22 protein-coding genes are annotated in these 21601 nt (G+C 46.9%); 6 read left to right on the top strand and 16 right to left on the bottom strand.

All coding sequences use genetic code 11. The features are described from left to right. Positions 1–13: 13 nt before the first annotated feature. The 6 genes from SPB21_RS21680 to SPB21_RS21655 form a co-directional block, all read right to left on the bottom strand. A complete protein-coding gene (locus SPB21_RS21680; protein WP_499867700.1) occupies positions 14–1906 on the bottom strand; it encodes a lipoxygenase family protein in 1893 nt (630 codons plus the stop codon). A 426-nt stretch (positions 1907–2332) separates the two neighbouring features. Beyond that, positions 2333–2872, bottom strand: a complete 540-nt coding sequence (locus SPB21_RS21675) for a mechanosensitive ion channel protein (protein WP_499867699.1) — start codon at positions 2870–2872, stop codon at positions 2333–2335. Positions 2873–3001: 129 nt separating this feature from the next. Further along, positions 3002–3760 carry a cysteine dioxygenase gene (locus tag SPB21_RS21670; RefSeq protein ID WP_499867698.1) on the bottom strand — a complete coding sequence of 253 codons (759 nt, stop codon included), beginning with the start codon at positions 3758–3760 and terminating at the stop codon, positions 3002–3004. Positions 3761–3938: 178 nt separating this feature from the next. Next, positions 3939–4466 carry a GNAT family N-acetyltransferase gene (locus tag SPB21_RS21665; RefSeq protein ID WP_499867697.1) on the bottom strand — a complete coding sequence of 176 codons (528 nt, stop codon included), beginning with the start codon at positions 4464–4466 and terminating at the stop codon, positions 3939–3941. Further along, positions 4466–5503 (bottom strand): ATP-grasp domain-containing protein, encoded by a 1038-nt coding sequence (locus tag SPB21_RS21660; protein ID WP_499867696.1) that lies wholly within the window; start codon positions 5501–5503, stop codon positions 4466–4468. Before SPB21_RS21660 ends, SPB21_RS21665 begins: the two co-directional genes overlap by 1 nt. Positions 5504–5767: 264 nt before the next feature. Beyond that, on the bottom strand, positions 5768–6670 hold the full coding sequence (locus SPB21_RS21655; protein ID WP_499867695.1) for a LysR family transcriptional regulator: 903 nt from the start codon (positions 6668–6670) through the stop codon (positions 5768–5770). Between the two features lie 118 nt (positions 6671–6788). Between SPB21_RS21655 and SPB21_RS21650 the strand changes: the two genes are divergently transcribed. Beyond that, positions 6789–7202 carry a YHS domain-containing (seleno)protein gene (locus tag SPB21_RS21650; protein WP_163671051.1) on the top strand — a complete coding sequence of 138 codons (414 nt, stop codon included), beginning with the start codon at positions 6789–6791 and terminating at the stop codon, positions 7200–7202. 9 nt (positions 7203–7211) lie between these two features. On the opposite strand, the gene SPB21_RS21645 is transcribed toward SPB21_RS21650, so the two are convergent. Next, positions 7212–8213 (bottom strand): DMT family transporter, encoded by a 1002-nt coding sequence (locus SPB21_RS21645; RefSeq protein WP_163671052.1) that lies wholly within the window; start codon positions 8211–8213, stop codon positions 7212–7214. Positions 8214–8458: 245 nt separating this feature from the next. On the opposite strand from SPB21_RS21645, the gene SPB21_RS21640 reads away from it, so the two are divergent. Continuing rightward, positions 8459–9355: a hypothetical protein gene (locus SPB21_RS21640; protein ID WP_499867694.1), complete on the top strand. Its 897-nt coding sequence runs from the start codon at positions 8459–8461 to the stop codon at positions 9353–9355. A gap of 333 nt (positions 9356–9688) precedes the next feature. After that, entirely contained in the window at positions 9689–10261 is a 573-nt protein-coding gene (gene msrB / locus SPB21_RS21635) for a peptide-methionine (R)-S-oxide reductase MsrB (protein WP_499867693.1), read from the top strand. Between the two features lie 337 nt (positions 10262–10598). Here the strand turns inward: msrB and SPB21_RS21630 are convergent, their stop codons facing one another. After that, positions 10599–11309: a DUF4336 domain-containing protein gene (locus tag SPB21_RS21630; protein WP_499867692.1), complete on the bottom strand. Its 711-nt coding sequence runs from the start codon at positions 11307–11309 to the stop codon at positions 10599–10601. Here SPB21_RS21630 and SPB21_RS21625 point away from each other — a divergent pair. Next, positions 11308–11730, top strand: a complete 423-nt coding sequence (locus SPB21_RS21625; RefSeq protein ID WP_499867691.1) for a CGNR zinc finger domain-containing protein — start codon at positions 11308–11310, stop codon at positions 11728–11730. The genes SPB21_RS21630 and SPB21_RS21625 overlap by 2 nt on opposite strands. Before the next feature lie 245 nt (positions 11731–11975). Here the strand turns inward: SPB21_RS21625 and mazF are convergent, their stop codons facing one another. The 7 genes from mazF to glpX all read right to left on the bottom strand — a co-directional run bounded on the left by mazF (position 11976) and on the right by glpX (position 18668). Beyond that, positions 11976–12323, bottom strand: a complete 348-nt coding sequence (gene mazF, locus SPB21_RS21620; protein WP_499867690.1) for an endoribonuclease MazF — start codon at positions 12321–12323, stop codon at positions 11976–11978. Beyond that, a complete protein-coding gene (locus tag SPB21_RS21615) occupies positions 12317–12559 on the bottom strand; it encodes an AbrB/MazE/SpoVT family DNA-binding domain-containing protein (RefSeq protein ID WP_499867689.1) in 243 nt (80 codons plus the stop codon). Before SPB21_RS21615 ends, mazF begins: the two co-directional genes overlap by 7 nt. Before the next feature lie 572 nt (positions 12560–13131). Continuing rightward, positions 13132–14805, bottom strand: a complete 1674-nt coding sequence (gene bicA / locus SPB21_RS21610; RefSeq protein ID WP_499867688.1) for a bicarbonate transporter BicA — start codon at positions 14803–14805, stop codon at positions 13132–13134. 35 nt (positions 14806–14840) lie between these two features. Continuing rightward, a complete protein-coding gene (locus tag SPB21_RS21605; protein WP_163702859.1) occupies positions 14841–15008 on the bottom strand; it encodes a hypothetical protein in 168 nt (55 codons plus the stop codon). Positions 15009–15212: 204 nt separating this feature from the next. Further along, complete coding sequence (locus tag SPB21_RS21600) at positions 15213–15941, bottom strand: class I SAM-dependent methyltransferase (RefSeq protein ID WP_499867687.1); 729 nt, start codon at positions 15939–15941, stop codon at positions 15213–15215. A gap of 88 nt (positions 15942–16029) precedes the next feature. Continuing rightward, positions 16030–17319, bottom strand: coding sequence for a glutamyl-tRNA reductase (locus SPB21_RS21595; RefSeq protein ID WP_499060613.1), 1290 nt, complete (start codon positions 17317–17319; stop codon positions 16030–16032). Positions 17320–17630: 311 nt separating this feature from the next. Then, a complete protein-coding gene (glpX, locus tag SPB21_RS21590; RefSeq protein ID WP_163671062.1) occupies positions 17631–18668 on the bottom strand; it encodes a class II fructose-bisphosphatase in 1038 nt (345 codons plus the stop codon). A 457-nt stretch (positions 18669–19125) separates the two neighbouring features. On the opposite strand from glpX, the gene SPB21_RS21585 reads away from it, so the two are divergent. Continuing rightward, entirely contained in the window at positions 19126–19749 is a 624-nt protein-coding gene (locus tag SPB21_RS21585) for a precorrin-8X methylmutase (protein WP_163671063.1), read from the top strand. Positions 19750–19802: 53 nt separating this feature from the next. Here the strand turns inward: SPB21_RS21585 and SPB21_RS21580 are convergent, their stop codons facing one another. After that, the gene (locus SPB21_RS21580; RefSeq protein WP_163671064.1) at positions 19803–20462 is read right to left on the bottom strand and encodes a class I SAM-dependent methyltransferase; all 660 of its coding nucleotides are present in this window, start codon (positions 20460–20462) and stop codon (positions 19803–19805) included. A 124-nt stretch (positions 20463–20586) separates the two neighbouring features. Between SPB21_RS21580 and SPB21_RS21575 the strand changes: the two genes are divergently transcribed. Further along, the gene (locus SPB21_RS21575) at positions 20587–21558 is read left to right on the top strand and encodes a calcium/sodium antiporter (RefSeq protein ID WP_163671065.1); all 972 of its coding nucleotides are present in this window, start codon (positions 20587–20589) and stop codon (positions 21556–21558) included. Positions 21559–21601: the final 43 nt, after the last annotated feature.

Raw genomic sequence — 21601 nt, 5'->3', positions numbered from 1 at the left:
ACAACGGGTGTATCTAGATATTGATGCTTTGGGGAATATTCTTGGGTAATAGATATTCGTAGGCGGGACGATTGCGATTTCGCTGGTAGATCACATCTGTGATTTCTTCTAATCGATTCTGGAAACGTTGCAAGGGGGCTTGTACTTGAGTGTCTTGAAAATGTCCCTTTTCGTACTGGCCTAACTCTGTAAAATGCACGGAGCCAAGCAAGTGCAATAGCTTGAGCTGTTCTTGGGCTTGGTTTAAAGGCGGTAACAAACTCAGGTAATCTTCTTTTGTGGTCTGTTCTCCCAGATTTAGTAACTTATCATAGCCAGCGGTCGGCATTGCTGGGGTGAAGCTCATGATGTCCTTTTGGGGAAAATTCACAGCAGCGTGTTGAGCACTGGCGGTAAAAATAATTAGAGTAATGGCATCAATGAGATACGTCAGGGTTTGCAGCAGCGTTTGCAGTTGTCCCTCAGTTTCACCAAACTCTATGACGCGACCGCCATCATAAGCAATGAGTTCCTGTGCCCAGGCTTGCAAATTAGCGTCTTGCTGTACAGCAGCGTCATCGGCATAGTACAGCTTGAGATAGTCCTCTACCCAATGGTGGATGGCGTCCCAAATTAAGATGCCGTCATCACGGTAGGGGTAGATGGGTAGGCTGTTTGTGTCGTCTACACCGCGCTGTTGGAGCTGCTTGGGGAACATGGCGGCATTGAAGCCATAGGTTTGTACCCCCAGGACGGCAAATACTCGGGACGCGTCGATGGTTGCTGAGAGAATTTTGTTAACGCCACCACCGGCAGCAATCAGCTTGGCCTGGGCTTCGTTGTTGATGGCCAGCATGCCTTGGAAGTGGGGGCGCAGGAGGAGACTGAGGGGATGATTGTCGGGTAGCTGGCGGTGGGTTGCGATCGCAAATGGCCCAATGAACAAATGAGTCCGCGCCAGATGGGTAACCGCCTCATGGAAGTTCGCGTCGGCAACCTGCACAATGGTCTTAGCGCAGAGCCATGCATAGGGATTGGAGTTGGGTGTATGGATGGGAAAATCATTAGGGTTTTGCCCACATTGAATGGCCACCGGACGCAGACGACGATCGCCCACATCGGCTTTCGGTACAGCAAATAAAGCTAGGGGGGCGTAAAGATATTTCTGATCGGCGGGAAATGAGCCATTGATTGCCCCCTCTAGAATGGCGTAATCCGTCAGGTATACACGTCCCTCGGCATAGGCCTCTGTCAGAGAATCCGCTGCTCCCATGACGGCTTGATATTGAGTCTCTGTGATCGGCAGCCGTGCCTCAGGTTCTGTCAGTCGCTGTAGCATGACCGGGTTAGGCCCCGCTACCCGCATGGATGCAAATACCTCATCCTCCTCATAGGTATAAGCGATAGCAGGTAGATCAATGGTTTGGAATAGCTCCTGAAAATCTTTGATGTCATCCCCTTTACCTTTAGGAGAGTCCAGTATTAATTTTTGCTGTACGTTAGCTGCAAAATCTCGGAGGAAATCAGCGCTGACACTTTTGATAATGTCTGTAATCAGATCTTCAATCTCTTCTACATTGATAGATAATCTGCCGAATAAGAGTCTAGGGGTATATTTTGCCCCTTGCCAGAGAATCTTTAAGCGAGAAAAACCTTTATAATCTACCAATGTTTCCTTAACCGTTTCTATCAGAAACATTTTGACATCATCGGCTGCTCCAGATTTACCCTGATCTCCACGATTACCAATAATGGTGTTAACGAGTAGTTCAAAACCAACCTTGGCCACTAACAACCGCCATCTAGGAGCAAACTCCTCCTCTTCTGACAGTTTGTCTACCATGGCCACAGGTGGGATATGGGTATAGTTATACTGATATTGCTGCTTTTTTTCTTGCAGATTTTGATTTTTATAGCTTGCAGTCATTATAGTCCCCCTCAAAAAATGAGTTGTTTTCTGCAAACACCCATTGATTGATGAAAGTATGGAGATCTGAAAGGTCTCCTGAGAACAGGCTTCCAGATCTTTAAATACACTTTATTTAGCCCATATTCCGCACTTAAATTGATATATTCAAATCCTCTTGAGAAAATCTATGTATTAAAGGTTTTCAGGTGTCAGAAGATTATTAATGTATGTAAAACAGTGGGATGTGAGATCAGATAAGGAACTCATTAAGAGCTCAAAATACTGTTTTCACGAGTGTTTATGTCAAGGATGTGAGGGCAACACACACATGACAAGTTATTCAGTAGTCAATACCTATCTAGCCAAAGTATAAGCATTCAGCTGTGATTTGTATCAAAATGTTGCAAGGTCGCAATAAAGTCCGAGATACTAACTGACCCATGGTTACCGTTCATCCCAACGAAAGCGATAGAAGAAGTAACCATCCTGGAAAGCTTGTTCATCTAGAACATGATGGATCCAGTTTTCATTGATTAAACGTTGACCAACAGTGACGGCATCTGGTCGAGAAATCTTTAGATGAGCTACTAGCCAATCTACAGCTTCACTGCCGACAAAACATTGCGGATAGCTCTTGAGATGAAACTGACGTTCTTTAATATGGAGGCCGCCAACGTTTCTCATTGCCGCAACTAACTCTTGTAAATCCAGAGTAAGCAGGGGACTCACCTTTTCCACAGTCTTATCGTGATACCAGAGGGTGATGGTATCGTACTCTTCGACAAGAATCATCGGTTGGCCTTTAAGTTCTAAAACCTTTTGTCGAGCTTTTTGAATAGCGGTTGACCGATCTTGCTGTTCGTAGGTTTCACCTTTGATATAGAGCTTGCGCTGATATTCTAGGCCCGGTATCTGAACAATTTGGTTGCCAATGCGACTATTCAGGGTGCAAAAATCAACTTGTTCAGCTTGAAGTATAAACATAGATGGCTCCTGATAATCATGGGGGTTTAAAGAAAATGCCTCAGTTTGAGTGAAAGATAATGTCTCTACTGCTGTGAGAAGCCACAAGATGGTTGGAGCAGTGAGTTTGAATTAAATCCTAACGAACTACTATAAACTGAGTTGTTGGATCTGTTGTTGTAAGCGAGTCAGCCTTTGACTTAAGTCAGGATTGTGACGTGTTTGAAGAATGCGCTGGATGCGATCACACATCAAACGATGGTGCCGTAGGGTAGTTTCTCGATCAGCTTCTAAGCCATACCGTTTCTGATTAATTTGGTCTTCTGGCAAGCCATAGAAAACGCCACCATCGGTGTACTGAAGACTGCCCTCAAATAAATCAAAAATACGAGCGTTCCCCGTAATTGGCCCCTGAGCGTCTTGACAGCCATAAACATGCAAACTGAGAAACGGCTCACGACCAGGGTTGCCCATGTGGTGAATTAGACTATGGTCCACTAGGTGAACCATGCCAGGGCTATAGTGAGCCGGTTGTAAGGTGTATAAGACTCCTTGCGTAAAGGTGTAGATGAAATGTTCTGCGGCCCCAAAGCATTGCACCGCACCCCATTGGGTGGCTCCATGATCGTGGATAGCACTAAAATCATCAGGCATCCAGGACATCACCATGATTTCAAAATGCCCACCGTCAAAGACGAGCTGACGACCATAGCTATCGGTGACAGGATGATTAAAATCAGCCCACGGCATCAAGTCTTGGGCTGAAATGTCAGCCTTTACGACCATGGTTTGAATGTCTTCAGGGGTGAAATCAGGTGTTTCTTGAAGACTATAAATCAGTTTTTGCAGATTAATGGGGTAGGTGGCAATGGATATATCCGTTGACGCTGGAAAAGCAGCTTGAATCATTTCAAAAACCTCAATTAGGTCTAACAACAGAATGCAAACCTGACGAATGTTATTATTCGACCGTGGGCGAATGCCCTCAGTGCCTCAACTAAGGGCATGGTATCGAGTCGAAATTATTCAAGAATGAGAGAACTCTAAAAAGTAACTATAGAAATTCCTGATGGAACCTGAGTGACTCCTAAGAGCTGGATAAAATGTACTGCATGATAACAACGTCATGCCAGGTGTCATTCATAAAGCCAATCTCTTTTTGAATACCAACGATGTCAAATCCGTAGCGTTGATGAAAACGAATGCTGCCTTGATTAGCCGCTAAAATTTTAGCCACAATGTGGTGATAGCCATAGTCTTTAACCTTCGCCATGAGGGCCTTTTGTAACTCGCTACCATATCCTTTGCCGGTGGCTGAAAAACTTAGATAAGTAGAGGTTTCGCAACAGAATTGGTAGCCGATGCGATCGCTATAGCGTTTGATAATGCTCCAACCGATAACGCTGGACCCTGTATCAGCCACAATCAAGGCTTCACGGGGGTGCATTTTTTGGACGATTGCCTGAATATCCTGTACTGTCTGAGGTTGACCATCCATGGTGATACCGCCATGGGCAATGGCTTCATTGTAGATAGATGAGATCGCAGCATAATCTTGAGGTTGTGCTGAACGAATATTCAAAACCACTGTGTCAGCCTGAATGATTTTAGACATTACGCTACTCCAACCATTGTTGATGAGTCAATCTGCGCATCAGTGCGTTTGGCATAGTCCAGCATCCAGCTAATTAAACGATCCATCACCGGTTGCCCGGTTAATAGTTCCAAACGGGCAAAACCACCAATATTACCGGCATTGATTTCACTAATACGCCAGGTACCGTCGTCATCCAACAAAAAGTCATAGCCCAGGGTATGCAACCCTAGTGCCTGATACTTGCCGACAGTACGGTGGATGGCATCCACCTCATCAGTTGTAATATCCGCCAGGGTACACCCCCCATCGCTGCTGACATTATTGACCCAGTGACCACTTTGAGAACGGCGTAAATAGCTGCCATAAATTTCGCCGTCTACCACCACCACACGTTTATCTCCAGCGTTGGTGCGCGATAGATATCGACAGAATTGCAGCGGTTCAGTTTGATTAGTCTGTAGCTGCGCCATGACAGCCGCAAATGTCGACCATGATTGTTTCCCGGTCACAATATTGTCAACATGAAAAGTCCCATCCTCATACCAGATTTTGAAAACACCCCGCCCGCCACAGCTGTTGGCCTGTTTAGCAACGATGACTTGAAACTGCTCAAAAAATGCCAGCGCTGTGGTCCAGTTGGCTGTAACTATGGTTTCAGGGATATAGTCCCGAGCAATTCTCAGTAAAAACTCAGATTTCATCTGTTCTTTTTTGCCCGATGGTCGATTGACAAAACGCACCACCTTTTCCCAGGTGACTAAGGCATCTAAATATCCTATGGGAAAGGGCTTGAGGGTACGGCAAAAGACCACATCAATGTCGTGTAAGCTAAGCCAGTGTTGAGCGTGCTCGCCTAGCTTTAAAAATGCTTTATAGGGTAAGTCTCCGACTGATGGGGCTGTTTGCACTTGCGGAAACTGGCTGGTAAACACCTGGGGTGTGGGAATGTGGTAAAAATCTAGCTTGGGATCGAGAGAAAGCCTTTGGTAAAAGGTGGGGACATCCAGCGGAGGACTGCCATATTGTGTGGGGTCGCAAATACTCAGAAGTTTCATAGATACTTGAAAGGTCTTTAGCTAAAGAACCGTATCAAGATGAAGATAGCCTTTAAGGGCTATGATCAAACCCTGAAAAATTTTGAAAATTAGCAGTTTTGCTGGACAATGCCTTAAAAATTGTAATTTTTAGTTGAGAATCAGCTCACTCTAATTTAGGCTTGCTTAGATAGCGATCAGGTTCATATTGTTCTTGTTAACATGCATCCTGCTAACGTTCTTTTGATCCTGGCCTTCGCAGATGGTGCACCGATGGTGTTTTCCCTAAGTGGTTCGATCAATAGTTAGATGATCGAGGGAGACGTCTATGTCCAAATCATATTCCATCACAAAGTTACAGAACCATGCAACGGGTTCGACCATTTGTAGTTTGCGCCAGCGTAATCCGATGGTGCGACTCAAGCTTAAGTCAGTCATGGATACGTAGGTGATGGCTGTTAGATCTGCCCAAACAGGCATGATGCTCATGCCCATGCCTACCTGAATCAGGGAGATGACCCATTCTTCGTTGTTGGAAGAATAGACAATGTTTGGCTGGATACCCGCGTCTGCAAACAATGTGTCATAAGCTCGCCAAAATTCACAATTAATGCGCTCAATGTAGGGCTGTCCATCTAAATCTCTAAGGCAAGCACTTTTAGCTTTAGCTAAGGCATGATCACGAGGGACCGCTAAGGTGAGGGGTTGATGAAATAACAATTGAGAATTTTCATCGCTATCTTGTTCCTGTAGCCAGGTGATGGCTACGTCAATTTTTCCCTGCTCTAGCCAATCTTTTATATCTTGCAAATAGCCGTTTAAAACAACCACCGTTACATTGGGATATTGCTGCCGAAATGCGCCAATAAGTTTGGCAATATGATGGCTGCGTAATGTATGTAGCGTGCCAATGCGTAATGTAGGCTGCTCTTTTAGTTGTTGTAAATCCTGACGTGCAGCTTGATAGGCCGCCAGAATAGATTTAGCACTTTCCTGAAATCGCTGACCTGCAGGTGTTAATAAAGTGCGCCGCCCACCTCGTTCAAATAAGATGACATCTAATTCTTGTTCTAGTTTTTTGATGCCCGCAGAGAGAGAGGGTTGGGATACATATAACAGCTCTGAAGCTTTAGTAAAGCTCTGAACGTCTGCAATGGTTAAGAAATACCGAATCTGGTAGAGATCCATAACTATAGATACCGTCTATCGGTTCAATCAGAAAAAACGCCTTGTTGAGTTTTGGAAACCGCTTGATGATAGTTCCTGAAGTGAATGAAACGCAAGTTGTTATTAATTTGAGGCTACCATGGCACATCTGCAAAATCTTAACGAAGCAGGGGTTGCATTACAAGGATATGATCCAGTTGCATATTTTTCTAATCAGCCTGTTGAAGGCGATGCCAACATTGCTGTCACCTATGAAGGTGCAATCTATTACTTCAGCAGTGAGGGGAATAAATTAATCTTTGAAGGATCTCCTCAACAGTATGTTCCTCAATATGGTGGCTTTTGTGCAGTTGCTGTGTCCGAAGGTAAAACATTTCCCATTAATCCCCATGTCTATTCGGTAGAAGATGGTCGACTATACCTTTTCTATAATGGCAAGCTAGGTAACACAAAGCCCCAGTGGGAGGCTGATGCAGACATGCGTAAAGCCAATGCCGATGAGCACTGGAAAAATGGTGATTTGACCGTAGTATACCCCACAGTAGAGTACTAGAAATATGGATTATGGTGCAGATGCAGCGTTTTCAGGTTCCTCCATTACCATATCCATCGTTGTTTTTGGCTTTTTACTCTGTCCTCCGAGGCTGGCGATTAACACCCCAACAATCACAATTGCTAATGTTACAACCTGAATGGAGGAGGGACGTTCTCCATTTAATAAGAATGCATAGGTGACACCAAAAATAGGAGACAGTACCGTTAAACGTCCGATGGTGCGAGAATCTAAGTTGTTAACGGATGCATACCAAAGAAACTGGGCAAATACAATTACAATCAATGAATAGATTGCCATGAGAATCCACAGCTGACCACTAAAGGCATCTCCAAAGTGATCTGGACCAAAGAGGCGTATAGCGATAAAGAAAAAGAGAATTGACGATATAAAGTTGCGTGAAAATACAACAACGGGTAATGTGGCGGTTTTGGCAATCATCAAACGATTGACCAAGGAGGTGGCTGCAAATACCACTGTCGAAAGCAGAATATATAGATCACCTTGATTAACTTGGAAATTGCTAGTTTTCAGGGCAATGGTGATGACGCCAACTACAATGAGAGAAAACCCCAACCATTCGAGGTTGCGAATCTTTTTACCCAGTAACATAGCACCGACTAAGGCAAATAAAACAGGTCCCAATCGCCCTAGTAAGACAGCATTCGTGACCGTGGTGTATTGCAATCCGGTAAAAATCAATCCAGATAGTAGTGTGGCTAAACATCCATTCAGGATGAGTCCTGCCATGACCATCGGCTTGAGCGCTTTGAAGTCGTTGAGAATATTGCCAAAGCCAAACCAGAAGCCTACCACCAGTGAGGCACAAAAGTTGCCCACAAACAGCACATTACAGAAGGATATTGCATCAGCAATGCCGCCGCTCAAGACAGCTGCCTGGGCTACTAAAAAGGCAATCAGGGATGGACGCGATGCAGCCAGGGCACGGGAGGCCACCAGCATGATTTTGGGGTTGGCAAAGTTGGGTTGGTGAGCCGGAATTTCACTCATTACAGGAAGTTAGGATCGGTGACAGCTTAGGCAAGAGTGTACTAAATTCCATAGGGTTAGAGATGAGCTAATGCTGAACTGAGATGAAATAATGCCAGTAGTTAAGCTTATATTTTGTGAGCGATCGCAAAGGATATAGTGTGCTCAGTTTAGGGGTGTTTTAGACCATTCATACAGAGTCAATAAGCTGAGCAATGTTCAGTCTATGATCAACACTTAGTGAGTGTAGAGTGCTAGCTAGACCCATGAGCCGAAAACGGATTCGCTATCAATGGTTTCAGGATATCCCCCGCAACGTAACGCGGCGTGAGTATGAGCAATACCAGTTGCGTAATTTCGCGACCATTGCTTTGGGGGGCATGGCCGCATTGATGGCCATTGGTGGGATATCTGGACTGACGCTACAAACGTCGCGGAAACTGGCTGAGATTGAGGCAATGTCAGTTGAGGATGCCGTTGCCTATGGGGGCGATCGCATCGAGCTGATCCAACTAGAGGGCTATCTGGTGACGGATGACCCTTTGGTGATGCCAGATGATGAGGCCCAGAAAGTGATTCGCGGTCGGGTGAATCTGGTGGCCAGAGCTGACACGGACTCTGATACGACAGACCCCGAGGCACTTGTGCGGCGAGAAACGCTGTTTGAGTGGGAAGAGACAGCAGCGTCTGTCTTGTTGTCCGATGGCGATCGTCATATTCCCTTAGCCTTTGACTTGGCTGTGTTGCCGATGGAAGATGATTCTTTTGGATTCTCTCCTCGTACGGTTCGAGAGGGAGAGTCTTCTAGAGTTAGCCGTCCTGTTGCGATTGAATATGGTGATGAGGTTTATCCATTACCTTTAGAACAGTGGGGGGAGGTGGATAGTGTGTTTAAGGATTTTGAACGAGAGACATTGCCCTATGGACAGTCGGTAGTAGTCGTTGCAAGTTTGGAGACAACGGTTGACGGTAATCGACTGATTGATCCCCTAGGTAATCGGTTACAGGTGCTGATGGGGACTGGAGAGGAGATTCGTCGGGAAGGGCAGCAGGCGCGAGTGATGTTTTTGCTGTTACCGATACCGTTAGGGTTTGCCAGCTTTAGGCTGGGAAAATCAGCGCGGCAGTTGCGACAAGGGTTTATTGAGCGGTCTAACCAGTAAAGAGGACTGCTGCACTACCGCACGAACTAATGGGATAGTTGCCTAGTCAGTATTGATAGGCCATACTGGTTGACCTTGTAGAATAGATGTACTTTCGAATAATTCGGTCAGTACGTGATTGGGTGCAGACATTCATGTAAAAGTGCTATGTCACGCTAGTTCCAGTTGATTTTAGAAACGACAACTGCTGTCAGAAACTGCGTTGATTGTTATGCTAGATAAGAACTTGGTTGGACGACACCATATTCTCCGGTTGTGAGAATCGTATTACGATGTGTCGTCGGTTTTAAGAACCATTGACTTTTTGCTATTGACGCTGTGATTAAGGGGCTGATGAAACGACTTTACAGGATTATTCTGAGCTGTGTGCTGCTAGTGGTATTAACTCTCTTTGCTCCAATCCATGCTGAGGTAGCTGCTCTAACAATAGAGCCTGTTATAACCGAGGCCAAGGCTGGGTTTCAGAAGCCTGATATAGAAGCGTTGAAGGCCATGCTGACAGAGCAACAGTATGCCGTTACCCAGCAAGATGACACCGAACCGCCCTTTAGAAACGATTACTGGAACAACAAAAAGCCAGGTATCTACGTTGATGTGGTATCTGGAGAACCGCTTTTCTCGTCTCTAGATAAGTTTGCATCGGGGACAGGCTGGCCCTCATTTTTTCAACCGCTTGAATCTGTCAATGTTGTTGAGCGAAAAGATCGGTCATTTTTCATGGTCCGGACTGAGGTGCGCAGTCGCCAGGCTGATTCCCATCTGGGGCATGTTTTTGAGGATGGGCCAGCACCAACGGGGCGGCGTTACTGTATTAATTCGGCGGCGTTACGCTTTATTCCATTGGTTGATCTAGAAACGGAGGGATATGGTCAGTACGTTGCCAGCTTTGAGGCTGATGATATCTAGCTGTTCATGGAGTCTAAGTAACGAAACCCTCTTAAATTCATTTGCTTGTAACCAACGCCCGCTAAGGCAGCTGGGGTAGTCATCTAGAAGATAGGACCATCACTGATGCGGCTACTCCGCCTGCCAAGGACAACAACCAAAATAGTTTGATGATTTGAGGATTCGTTGGGTTACCCCGCAAGAAGCCTGGATGTTTGACTAGCATTGTAGTCGAGATACTTACTGCCGAACTTGCCTTCGAGGTAAGTCTCTTCGGTAAGAATGGCTGTGATCTGGACAAGTAGGCAAGAAAGCGTTGTTGGATTAAGCTTACCCTGCCCACAGACAATCCCCTGCGCTAGGCTTTCAACACATTCTGCCATGCCTTTGCTGCTACCGCCTTTGCATCCATTTCGATCAAGTTCCCGTGTGCAATAATGATACGTTCAAATTCCCACGAGAGAATTTTTTCTAGCCCTTTTCTCACGATCTCTTTGTTACCCCATCCCAGCTGATATTCAGGCGCGGGTTTAGGGGTGTTCCACATGTGGAATACGGCTTTCCACCAGAATTTCAATAGAAGACCTGCTTCATGCGTATAATTATCGCCAATGTTCTCCAATAGATCCACAAGAATGAGTGTTCGGGTTGGTTTGTGGAGAAAGGCGACTTCGTTCATAATACGTGTGCCTTGGATAACGACCTGCTCGAAATCTAACGCCCAACGCGGATCGGGTCGGTTTCCCAAGATCCAGTCAAAACTGAGATCAGCGCGTTTCTTTTCCAGACCTGGGCAGAGAAAGGTTTCAGCGTTGGGGTAATCGGCTTGGAGGTCGGAGACATGGAGGTGGTGAAAGTTGCCGGGGGCAATAATGTAAGCGACTTCGCCGAGTTGATCAATTTCTGATTTGAGGAGTGCATCCAATTTGCACGGGCTATGTAGCCACAGTTTGCCATCGTTTAGCCTCACTATGGTCATACGGCTGAAGAGATCCATTCCGCCGAAACGGATGCCATACTCCACAATGTAAATCGTGCCCGGAACATACTCATCTATTGAATAGGCCATGATGGCGATCCCTCAGTCGGTTTTTCATAGCGATGCCGAAACTCACTTGACACGTTCACGGCTTCATATTCGAATTCTTGCACTCCGAGACTTGGTACGGCGCTGCGTGTTAAAGCAAGTCTCTCCCGAACTCCTTACTGGTGGCGTATTTCAGATTTCTTTCGGAATGAAGTTTGAGGAAGATGGCCCAGTTCCTGTTCCCGAAACTGACTCAGCGAGCGAGCGTGTGATTGGTCAGCTAGTTGCAATCATCTACAACAGTATGATTGACGGCACTTGGGCGCGGTTCAAATGCTGTGCGTTGCCTACATGTGGTTGGGCTTATTACGATACGACCAAGAGTCGGACTAAGCGCTGGTGTTCGATGCGAACTTGTGGAGCTCGAAGCAAGGCTAGGCGATATTACGAACGGCCTCGATAGTTGATTAGGTGGCTGACATCAATTTATCCTGCGTGCTGATGTTTGGTTAGATCTTGCACCCTGCGCGATTGTTCTTCCGTGGCTTCCGAGACTTTATCACATAGCACCAAGCATTTGTACTATTACTACGGAGGAACGTTGGAGTTCAACGGCGGTAGTAACTTTAGCCTCTTATCAACTGCTTACGCTCCGCCGTTGCAACGCAGTGTTGGGCTGCTGATAAATACAGGTGGAGATTTAACTCTCTAGAAGATTAGAGGTTCAACCTTTGCTTGCACCTCCTCAATCAGTTCTTCTGGTACAGTTTCAACGAATTGAACTTTACGAGCTTTCCAATCCAGACACTTGATTTGATCAGCAAGTACCACCCCTTGAACCTGTAGCCCAGGTGGTAAAAGAACTTCGAAGGGATACCCTTTCTGCTGTCTAGTAACAGGCATAAACAGTGCTAAGGAGCTTTTAACGTTGTAACTACGAGGCGAAACCACCAAAGCAGGTCGATGTCCTCGCTGTTCATGCCCTTTAGTTGGATCAAAGTCTAGATAAACAATATCTCCTCGCCCTGGCGTATAGCGTTCTGTTGAATTTACCAAGCTTCATTCCCCACAGCCACACCACTTTCCACCTCAGAATGCAAATTTTCTGGTGTAATACCAGCGACTAATTCCTCCAAGGAATAACGCCTACGAGGTTTGGGTTTGACTACCAAGTTACCATCAAGCACCATAAGCTCGACTTCAGTACCTTCAGTTATCTGAATTTCTTTGACAATGTATTGGGGAATCCGAAGAGCTAAGCTATTACCCCACTTAGCAACCGTTGCAACCATAGGAGCTCCTTGCATCTAGGACGTTTAAACTATCACAATCTAATCTTTCAAATGTAGATACAGTGTATCTACATCATAGTCGCTGATCACAATCTTTGGCAATAGTTGAAACGCATCAAACATGAGGCTCGAACTGCCTACAAGCATCTAAAAGGTTTACTTACAGTATTGCTGAAGCTGTTCACTGTATGCCACCAAATTCATGTACCTCATGATGCTGACCATTGAAATGAGCACGGCAACAGTGTTGATAGCCCATAATGTCTTGGCTCTATGCCAAAACCTGATACACATACTAAATCCCAGTATCAAAGCTGTTGTTAACCAAATTATCCACATGCTGAGTGCGGTGAAAAGCTCGCCAACGGTATCACAGTCTGGAACAAATATGCTTGAACCTGTGTATTGGTTGGGCGCAAGCAAAAGCGCCCAAAATGCCCACCATAGCAACCACAGTAGCAGAGGAATCTGAAGCAGAAAAGGTGTTCCGGTGCAGCGGGGTTGTTATGTCGCGATAACTAGCTAAAAGCAGGAAGACAAAATTAGACTCAAGATGAACTTCAGTGGCAGAATTATGCAATTGCTTGCTGCTGCTGCTGTACGAACGATAAACCTGCAGTTAGAGCTTGTAGGCGATCATCCATCCAATGATCATTGGGAATAAGTTTGTTGATTCCCAGCGTTTCTAACCGACGTTTAACTTTACCCGTTGCCCCTACGACAAGTACCTCTCGACCCTCTTCGGTGGCTTCTTGAATGGCGTTTTCGATGGCTAAAGAAGAAGTGACGCCTAAAACCGGAACTTCTCCGAGGTCAACAATGAGTACATCATAGGAGTCAATAGCATCATGCTCTCGGGAAATAGCCTTGGCTACGCCAAAAATCATCGGTCCACTGAGATGGAACAGTAGCACCCGACCATTGGCTGAATCTAACACCTGCTGTTCTTCCGGTGTCATCACAATTTGGTCATCTGCATCCGTAATCGCTTTTACCGATTCAGATTGCATTTCATCTAGACGGGCAATGGTCAGAATATTGGCAATAAACACACCTACGCCGACTGCTACCATCAAATCAACAAAGACCGTCAGTGCCACGACGCTATAAACAATTCCAGCTGCCTTCCAGGAAATCCGATGAACTCGCTTAAGAAAACCCCAGTCGATGATATCGATGCCCACCTTTAAGACAATGCCGGCCAACACTGCTAATGGAATTCCTGATGTCAAGGGAGCCGCCCACAGTACGACCACAAATAGAATTAGGGCACGGCTAAGGCCAGATAATGCTGTACGGCCTCCGCCTTGAATATTCACGACCGTAGCCGTCGTAGCTCCTGAACCTGCAATGCCGCCACAAAGACCGGTAATGATGTTAGCAATTCCCTGACCAATCAATTCTTTATTGGACTTGTGCTGAGACCGGGTCAAACTATCCGAAACCAAACAGGTTAATAGACAGTCAATGGAGCCGACCATGCCTAGGATCATGGCATTCACAAATATGAGCCTTAAATTACCAGGGGTAAACGTCGGCAGTTGCAAGGTTGGTAAACCTGGCGTGATTTCTCCAATTGTGGAAATGGTGCGAATATCGATATCCCGCAAAAGCGTCAATGATACTAGCGTTCCGATGACCAAAGCCACCAGTTGAGGGGGTACTACTTTCTTGAGATTGTTGGGATAGAAAAACAAGATCACTAAGGTCAGAATGCCTAAGGCTGTTTCCCAGGGATTTAAATTGGCGATTAGACTAGGCAAATTGTTAATCACGCCAATGACCCCACCTTTGGGGGCTTCTTGACCGAGAAAGGGCGCAGTTTGCATAAAGATTAAAATCACGCCAATGCCAGTCATAAATCCTGAAATGACGTTGTAAGGCAGCATCGTAATGTATCGCCCTAGCTTCAGCAGCCCAAAGCCAATCTGAAACACTCCCGCCAGCATGACCACGGTAAACGCCATGGCTAAGCCATTTTCAGGATCGCTGGCTGTGGTTTCAGCAATGACCGCAGTAATAATCACCGTCATTGGCCCCGTTGGCTCAGAAATCAGGCTGGGGGTACCACCAAATAAGGCAGCAAAAAAGCCGACCAAAATGGCCCCCCATAACCCTGCAGATGCCCCAGCACCAGAGGCAATACCCAGTGCTAATGCCAAGGGTAGAGCAACGACTGCAGCTGTCAGACCGCCTAAAACATCGCCTCTAACATTATTGAACTTGATACGATTCGTGATTGGCATAGGTTGCTTTTGGATGAAAATAGGGCGAGTTTGACCTAAACCGAGTGGGACTGAAACTCGCAAAACAGCTGTGTGTCTGCAACATTCAGATGAAGTTTAGCTACTTCATCATCTCCCGTTTTGGCTAAGGTCACAATGCGCAAGTTGCTGCCGCTAGCTTTTTCTAGATGCTGGAAATGAATGATTAACGAGTCAACGGGCATGTCAATTAATTGTCTCGCTGGGTAGAACCATCAGCCTGGACGAGAGAATTAGGCATGCAATTTCTGTACTGAAGCGCTTGTGTGTTGAAACTATCGAAGACACGTTGGTTCTGCAACATTTGTTCCGCAAGAGAGACGCTTCATGACTGACTCTTCTCGGCTTTCATAAGTAGAGTTGTTTGAGTAGAGTCGACAACAACTTTCCTATGACGCTTTCTCAAAAAATAACAAATGTTGCTGAGGCAGCCGTTCATCTGTTTTTATCCAGGTGAGTCCCACAGCAGCCATTTCTTTTTTGGCTTGTTTTTCACTCATCTTGTGTAGGCGCTTGATCATAATTAACGGATTCTCTGCCCGATATTCTGCTAGCACTACACGACCGCCAGGCCTCAACCCGGCTACCACCGCTGTCATCACCTCCCGAGGAGATGCAAACTCATGGTATGCATCCACCATGAGTACCAAATCCACCTGCTCAGATGGCAAATGAGGATTATCTTCTTCTGCCTGAATTGTTTGCACATTAGTAAGGCCCTGTTCATCGCCAGCTGCTTCTAACCGCTGAATCATCTCTGGCTGTAGGTCTACTGCCAAGACCTGTCCATCAGGCACTTTTCGAGCCATGCGAAAGCTTATATAGCCGGTGCCTGCACCGATATCGGCCACTGTATCCGTTGGACTCAGACCCAGGGCATCCACGGCCATATCAGGTCGTTCCTCTGTTTCGCGGCTAGGACGCTCTAACCAATAGGCTCCCTGGTGACCCATTACCTGGGAGATTTCGCGGCCCATGTAGACTTTGCCGATGCCGTCACTGCTGGGCTGTTTGTAGCTGTAAATGCTGTTGACGGTGCTGATATCAGCCTGGGTGCAGCCCAGACAGAAGATTGCAATTAATAAAGGAATCAGACGACGTAGCGATACGAGCACCATAGCAATTGGTAAAAAATAATGTAGGGGCGTTCCATGGAACGCCCCTACATTGTGATGTAATGCCCGTATTAATGGGTATTTGGGTTTTTTAACGCTTCGCCTTCGCCCTTTTCGCTTCCAGGTTAAACAATACTTGCAGCGTTTCCATGGCTTGCTTGCGGGACTCAGCATCTTCCTGCGCCCGTAGTTGGGTCATGGGGTCATGCAGAATCTTGTTGACAATGCCACGGGATAGGGCCTCAACTACACTGCGGTGCTTGTCAGAGAAGTCTGCACCCAGACGAGATAGGGCTTTTTCTAGCTCTTGCTCGCGGATAGCTTCTACCTTAGTGCGTAGACTGCTGATGGTGGAGACAGTATCCAGGGAACCAAACCACTTGATGAATTGTGCTAACTCCTGCTCCAGAATACCTTCAGCTTCCTGGGCCATCTTGCGACGGCTTTCCTGGTTCTTGGCCACGACTTCCTTGAGGTCATCAACGGTGTAAGCCTTCACTGCATCGAGTTCCTCTACGTTCTTATGAACATTACGGGGAACAGAGATGTCAAAAAGGCTTAAAGGACGACCGGCCAAGCAAGGCTTAACGTTGTCATGATGCAGCACAGGCTCTTCTGAGGATGTGCAGGTAAAGACGACATCAGCTTTGGTGACAGCGGCTTCCATGATGTCCATGGTGCCGGTCTTGATGTTCACATGGCTGTATTCAGCGGCTAGATCATCGGCTCGCTTGATGCTGCGGTTAAGCAAGGTGATGTTTATAGCTCGCTTAGAGACTAGGTGTTTCACTAACAGGCGACCCATTTTGCCTGCGCCGATGATGGTGATATGGCAATTGGTAAAGTCAGGCACCTTCATCTGAGCAAGTTCAGCAGCAGCAGAACTGACAGAAACTGCCCCTGTACCAATGCTGGTCTCGGTACGTACGCGCTTACCAGTTTTAATGGCATCTTTAAACAGGCGGCTTAAAATGCGACCTACGCCCTTGTACTTCTGGCTTTCTGCTAGGGCGTGTTTCACCTGAGCTAAAATCTGGCCTTCACCCAGTACCAAGCTATCTAGACCGGAGGAGACGCGTAGCAGATGCATGATGGCATCTTGCTGAACCAAGATGAAGAGGTGGGGACGCAGGTCTTCGATGGATAAATCACCATATTCGGCTAGAAACTGAGTGACTTCGCGAATGCCGTTTTCAGTGTTGCTTAAGACTATGTGGAGTTCTAGACGATTACAGGTGCTGAGGATGGAAACTTCTTTGACGTGAGGATAGCTGGTGAGTCTTGCGATCGCACCTTCAACCTTAGGTGTGGGAATACTGAGCTTTTCCCGAACCTCGACTGGTGCAGTCTTATGGCTAAGGCCAATAACGGCAATATTCATTCTTCCTCCAAAAAAGATCCTTTATTAAATGCCCGACGTGCCGGACGATCGCAGTAAAAGTAAATGTCTTCAACAGTCATGAAATAAGCGCTTTAGCGATACCGTGCTAAATGCGCTACCTATTGAAACTAGAGAAAAACGGACCCCTAACTCAAGGTTTCTCAACAAAAGTCCATCATTTGGTGCTAACCGTTACCAAATGACACATAGACATAAGAACACCCTAGCCATTTGTCAACAGCTAGAGTGTTTTTAAAATATGTAAGGTGCGTGGTAACGCACCCTACCCATGGGTGACTTAAGGCATAAAACTACTTCAGGGAAACGTAGCTGGGGTTTTCAGCCATGTGGATGGTGTCCACGAAGCGAGCAGTCTTGGACTGGTTGGAAATTACCAGGGTCTGAGTCCGAGCACCGCCCTTGAAGAAGCGAACGCCATTCATCAATAAACCAGGCGTAATACCACAGCCAGCAAATAGGACAGTCTCACCGCAGGCGAGCTCTTCAGCGCTGTAAATCTTATCGGGATCAGTGATACCCATTTCATTCAGTCGAGCCAGGTTAGCTTCCTTGCTCTCACCGATGAGGCCGGTCTTAACAATGGCAGGATCGTAGATTAGCTGACCCTGGAAGTGACCGCCCAAGCAGCGCATGGCAGCAGCGGAAATGACACCCTCAGGAGCTGCGCCAATACCCATCAGAGCATGGGTGTTAGTACCGGAGAAACCACAGGAGATAGCAGCAGAGACGTCACCGTCGCTAATGAGGCGAACGCGGGCACCCGCATCACGGATTTCCTTAATCAGGTCGTCGTGGCGTGAACGCTTCATCACCACAACGACAAGCTCGTCGATGGCGCGGTCCAGGCACTCAGACAAAATCTTCAGGTTCTCAGTGGCAGACTTGGTGATGTCTACCTTGCCCTTAGCAGCTGGGGGGGCAGCTAGCTTGTTCATGTAGAAGTCAGGTGCTGCAAACAGACCGCCCTTCTCAGAAATAGCCAATACAGCCATGGAACCGGGCTGACCATAGGCACAAAGGTTAGTACCTTCGCAAGGGTCAACGGCAATGTCGATTTCGATTAGCTCGTCAGGGTTGCAAACCTCGTCAGCATTGGGCTGGGTACAAACACCCACTTCCTCGCCGATGTAAAGCATGGGAGCATCATCACGCTCACCTTCACCAATCACGATCTTGCCGCGCATGTGAATCTTGTTCATGCGCTCACGCATGGCTTCTACAGCCACCTCGTCAGCGATATCCTTTTCACCCTTACCCATCCAGCGAGCAGATGCGATCGCAGCCTGCTCGACAACTTCAATAATTTCTAATCCGAGGGTACTTTCCACTGCGTATTTCCTCCAAACTGCCTGCTGTTATTAAGGCGGCACTGCTGATTGTCGGCGCATCTGTGGCGGGCACTGATAGCCCATCCTCCAGAATCGTTCCTAGAACCACCAGTGGCATTAAGACTATATGAGCGCCTTTAATAGCTTCAGAATATCAGACCGAGGGGGCACCTTTCTTACTGTCTAGGCCACTCCAAACGGTTGATTCAAGCTCCCTGCACGCAATGTGTGGCATACAAAAATGGTCTAAGCATCCCCTATTAAAGAGCCTAAAGCCTTAGCTCATCAGAGGTTGGGAATAAGCATTTGTACTTATGCCTTGCACCATGATTTTGGCTTCACGTCCGAATTCAGCTGTCAAAAAAATATTCATGTGACGTATTAAGTTGCCTTGATACCAGAAAAACAGCTGACGATGCTAGTCTATTGAAACTAGCGGCGAACGCAGGCAGCACTTATGGAATGGCACGTCACGGATGCAAGGAGCTTACGCATAATCGATCAGGAAATTGGTCAGCATACATTTGCTCCAGCCGAATATGAGATAGTGCGTCGAGTGATTTACGCTACAGCAGACTATGAATATAAGGATTTAATTCAATTTTCTGATCAGGCCCTCCCATCTGGAGCTGCTGCGTTGGCAGCGCGTACTACAGTCGTTGTCGATGGTCCCATGGCTCAGGCCGGCATTACCCCCAGGCTGCAAAGTACCTTTTCCAACCCGGTGTACTCCGCTATGGATGCCATTACGCGACCTCAAAAAGATCAGTCTCGGGCCGCCTGGGGCATTGAAACCCTGGCAAAGCGTTATCCAGAGGCAATTTTTGTGATTGGCCATTCTCAACCAGCCCTGGATAGTCTGGTACAGCTGATTGAAACCGATGTGATTCGGCCTGCTTTGGTGATCGCCACACCTGCGGGGTTTTTGGAAGCAGAGGTGACTAAATCTCGGTTAAAAGACAGCTTAATGCCAAGCATCTGTATTAGTGGCCGTAAGGGCAGCACCGTCGTCGCTGTGGCCATTGTGAATGGGCTGATTGATTTGGCTTGGAAGGCCTATGGTGGTAAGCAACGGGGATAATTGGTGCTTGAACGGGCAATGCTGGACGGTGGGCCCTGCCCGCCCTACCTGACCTACTTGACCAAAACCTCCATTCGTTCGGCGATCAAGGCATAAAACGGATCGCTACTGGCCATGCCCATCATTTGCAGAATGGGATTGATGGGGGGACCCTGGTTGGCAATGACTTCAGGTTGACTAAAGCCTTTGACTGACGCGAAGTAGCTTTTGACGAGGGCAATGTGGCGAGCATCGCTGCTGTCGCGCCAGGCTGAGATCGCTTTTTGGTAAAACATCCGATTAGAAAAGCTGACAATGGCGATGCCACCGGGCTTGAGGACGCGATAGATTTCAGCGAAAACAGTTTCAGGCTGTTGCAGATACTGCACGGATACGGTGTTGAGTACGGCGTCAAAGGTGCAATCCTTAAAAGGCAGCGTCTGATTGTCGTTTAAATCCTGGACAAAGTAATGATCGAGTCTGGGATTTTTGGCCAGTTCCTCGGCATTCATACCGTGGCCTTCTACCTGCGCAAATTGCATATCCGATGGCAGATGTGATACCCAACTGCTCATCATGTCTAGAATGCAGCTGTTCGGGGTGAGTCGTTCCTGATATAACTCAGTCAGCTGCTCAATAAACCGTTCGTCCACATGGGTTACAAAACGGGGGTGTTCGTAGAACAAAGTATCGTTAGATTCGTCAAGTTTCTGACGCTGACTAGCGGCAAGCATAAATGTGAAGTCGTATTCGAACAGCAGGCCAAACTACATCCAGTTCTAAACGTTGCTTTGGTGGCAATGATCATAGGGTTCTGGATGTGGTTACATTTATTTTCTAACCTACTTCCGGGTTTCTATGGATTCTTTACCGCTACTGCTGTTGATCTTTGTGCTTGGCCTGGCCACGTTGGTTAAAGCCTCTGATTTTTTTACTGATGCTGCTGAAAAACTAGGTCTTGCCATGGGGTTACCCCCCTTTATTGTGGGCGTGACCATTGTCTCCATGGGGACGTCGCTACCGGAATTATTGTCCTCATTGTTTGGCATCTTTCAAGGGGCAGCGGAAGTCGTGGCGAGTAACGTCATTGGTTCTAACATTGCCAATATTTGCTTGGTGGTTGGTACGGCGGCCATCATGAGTACTAAGATCTTGCGGGTCATGTATAACCTGATCAGCGTCGATCTGCCGTTGTTTGTGGGGTCAGCATTTCTGTTCTCCTTGATGGCCTCATCAGATCAGACGTTTACCCGTGGAGAAGCGCTGATTCTTGTCATTGGCTACATTGTCTATCTGTTTTACATTCTCAAGAGTAGTGATGAAGCCACTGATGATTCTAACCAGGAGGCTGTGGATCCATCTGCCCCGGCCTTTACGACAGCTCAGTTAATGAGGGAGGTGCTGATCCTGGTGCTCAGCGGAATTTTTATATTTCTAGGGGCCAACTATACGATTGACTCGTTGATTCAAATCTCTGATCGTCTCAATATTGGCAGAGATATTATTGCCATTAGTGCTGTTGCCCTGGGAACATCATTGCCTGAGCTGATGGTAACCATTAATGCCGCCCTTAAGGGTAAGGCAGAGTTAGCGGTGGGTAATGTGATTGGGTCCAACATTTTCAACATTTTTGTAGTCGTGGGTATTCCTGGGTTAATTCGGCCACTGCCGGTATCAGATGCGATTCTTACCCATAGTGTGCCAACGTTATTGGCGGCCTCATTGTTGATGTTTTTTATTGTTCAAGACAACAAGATCACCATTTGGGAAGGGTGGTTATTTATCATGTTGTACATCTGGTTTATGGGCACCACATTCCAGGTGATCTAGGCCAGGTGATCTAGGCCAGGTGATCTAGGCCAGGTGATCTAGG

The organism is Leptothoe sp. ISB3NOV94-8A (assembly GCF_043421595.1).
In the GTDB taxonomy this organism is placed as follows: domain Bacteria; phylum Cyanobacteriota; class Cyanobacteriia; order Phormidesmidales; family Phormidesmidaceae; genus Leptothoe; species Leptothoe turfae.
Note: the sequence above shows the minus strand (reverse complement) of the source record. Positions and strands in the feature narration are given on the sequence as shown.

Bases quoted from the DNA above. Each gene is read 5' to 3' on its own strand.
- SPB21_RS21605 (WP_163702859.1), bottom strand. From the start codon at position 15,008: ATGCCCGTTGACTCGTTAATCATTCATTTCCAGCATCTAGAAAAAGCT.
- SPB21_RS21625 (WP_499867691.1), top strand. From the start codon at position 11,308: ATGATGGCGATCCCTCAGTCGGTTTTTCATAGCGATGCCGAAACTCAC.
- SPB21_RS21645 (WP_163671052.1), bottom strand. From the start codon at position 8,213: ATGAGTGAAATTCCGGCTCACCAACCCAACTTTGCCAACCCCAAAATC.
- SPB21_RS21650 (WP_163671051.1), top strand. From the start codon at position 6,789: ATGGCACATCTGCAAAATCTTAACGAAGCAGGGGTTGCATTACAAGGA.
- SPB21_RS21585 (WP_163671063.1), top strand. From the start codon at position 19,126: ATGGAATGGCACGTCACGGATGCAAGGAGCTTACGCATAATCGATCAG.
- bicA (WP_499867688.1), bottom strand. From the start codon at position 14,805: ATGCCAATCACGAATCGTATCAAGTTCAATAATGTTAGAGGCGATGTT.
- SPB21_RS21575 (WP_163671065.1), top strand. From the start codon at position 20,587: ATGGATTCTTTACCGCTACTGCTGTTGATCTTTGTGCTTGGCCTGGCC.
- SPB21_RS21630 (WP_499867692.1), bottom strand. From the start codon at position 11,309: ATGGCCTATTCAATAGATGAGTATGTTCCGGGCACGATTTACATTGTG.
- SPB21_RS21675 (WP_499867699.1), bottom strand. From the start codon at position 2,872: ATGTTTATACTTCAAGCTGAACAAGTTGATTTTTGCACCCTGAATAGT.
- SPB21_RS21615 (WP_499867689.1), bottom strand. From the start codon at position 12,559: ATGGTTGCAACGGTTGCTAAGTGGGGTAATAGCTTAGCTCTTCGGATT.
- SPB21_RS21640 (WP_499867694.1), top strand. From the start codon at position 8,459: ATGAGCCGAAAACGGATTCGCTATCAATGGTTTCAGGATATCCCCCGC.
- SPB21_RS21655 (WP_499867695.1), bottom strand. From the start codon at position 6,670: ATGGATCTCTACCAGATTCGGTATTTCTTAACCATTGCAGACGTTCAG.
- SPB21_RS21670 (WP_499867698.1), bottom strand. From the start codon at position 3,760: ATGATTCAAGCTGCTTTTCCAGCGTCAACGGATATATCCATTGCCACC.
- SPB21_RS21665 (WP_499867697.1), bottom strand. From the start codon at position 4,466: ATGTCTAAAATCATTCAGGCTGACACAGTGGTTTTGAATATTCGTTCA.
- SPB21_RS21580 (WP_163671064.1), bottom strand. From the start codon at position 20,462: ATGCTTGCCGCTAGTCAGCGTCAGAAACTTGACGAATCTAACGATACT.
- SPB21_RS21660 (WP_499867696.1), bottom strand. From the start codon at position 5,503: ATGAAACTTCTGAGTATTTGCGACCCCACACAATATGGCAGTCCTCCG.
- SPB21_RS21595 (WP_499060613.1), bottom strand. From the start codon at position 17,319: ATGAATATTGCCGTTATTGGCCTTAGCCATAAGACTGCACCAGTCGAG.
- msrB (WP_499867693.1), top strand. From the start codon at position 9,689: ATGAAACGACTTTACAGGATTATTCTGAGCTGTGTGCTGCTAGTGGTA.
- SPB21_RS21680 (WP_499867700.1), bottom strand. From the start codon at position 1,906: ATGACTGCAAGCTATAAAAATCAAAATCTGCAAGAAAAAAAGCAGCAA.
- SPB21_RS21600 (WP_499867687.1), bottom strand. From the start codon at position 15,941: ATGGTGCTCGTATCGCTACGTCGTCTGATTCCTTTATTAATTGCAATC.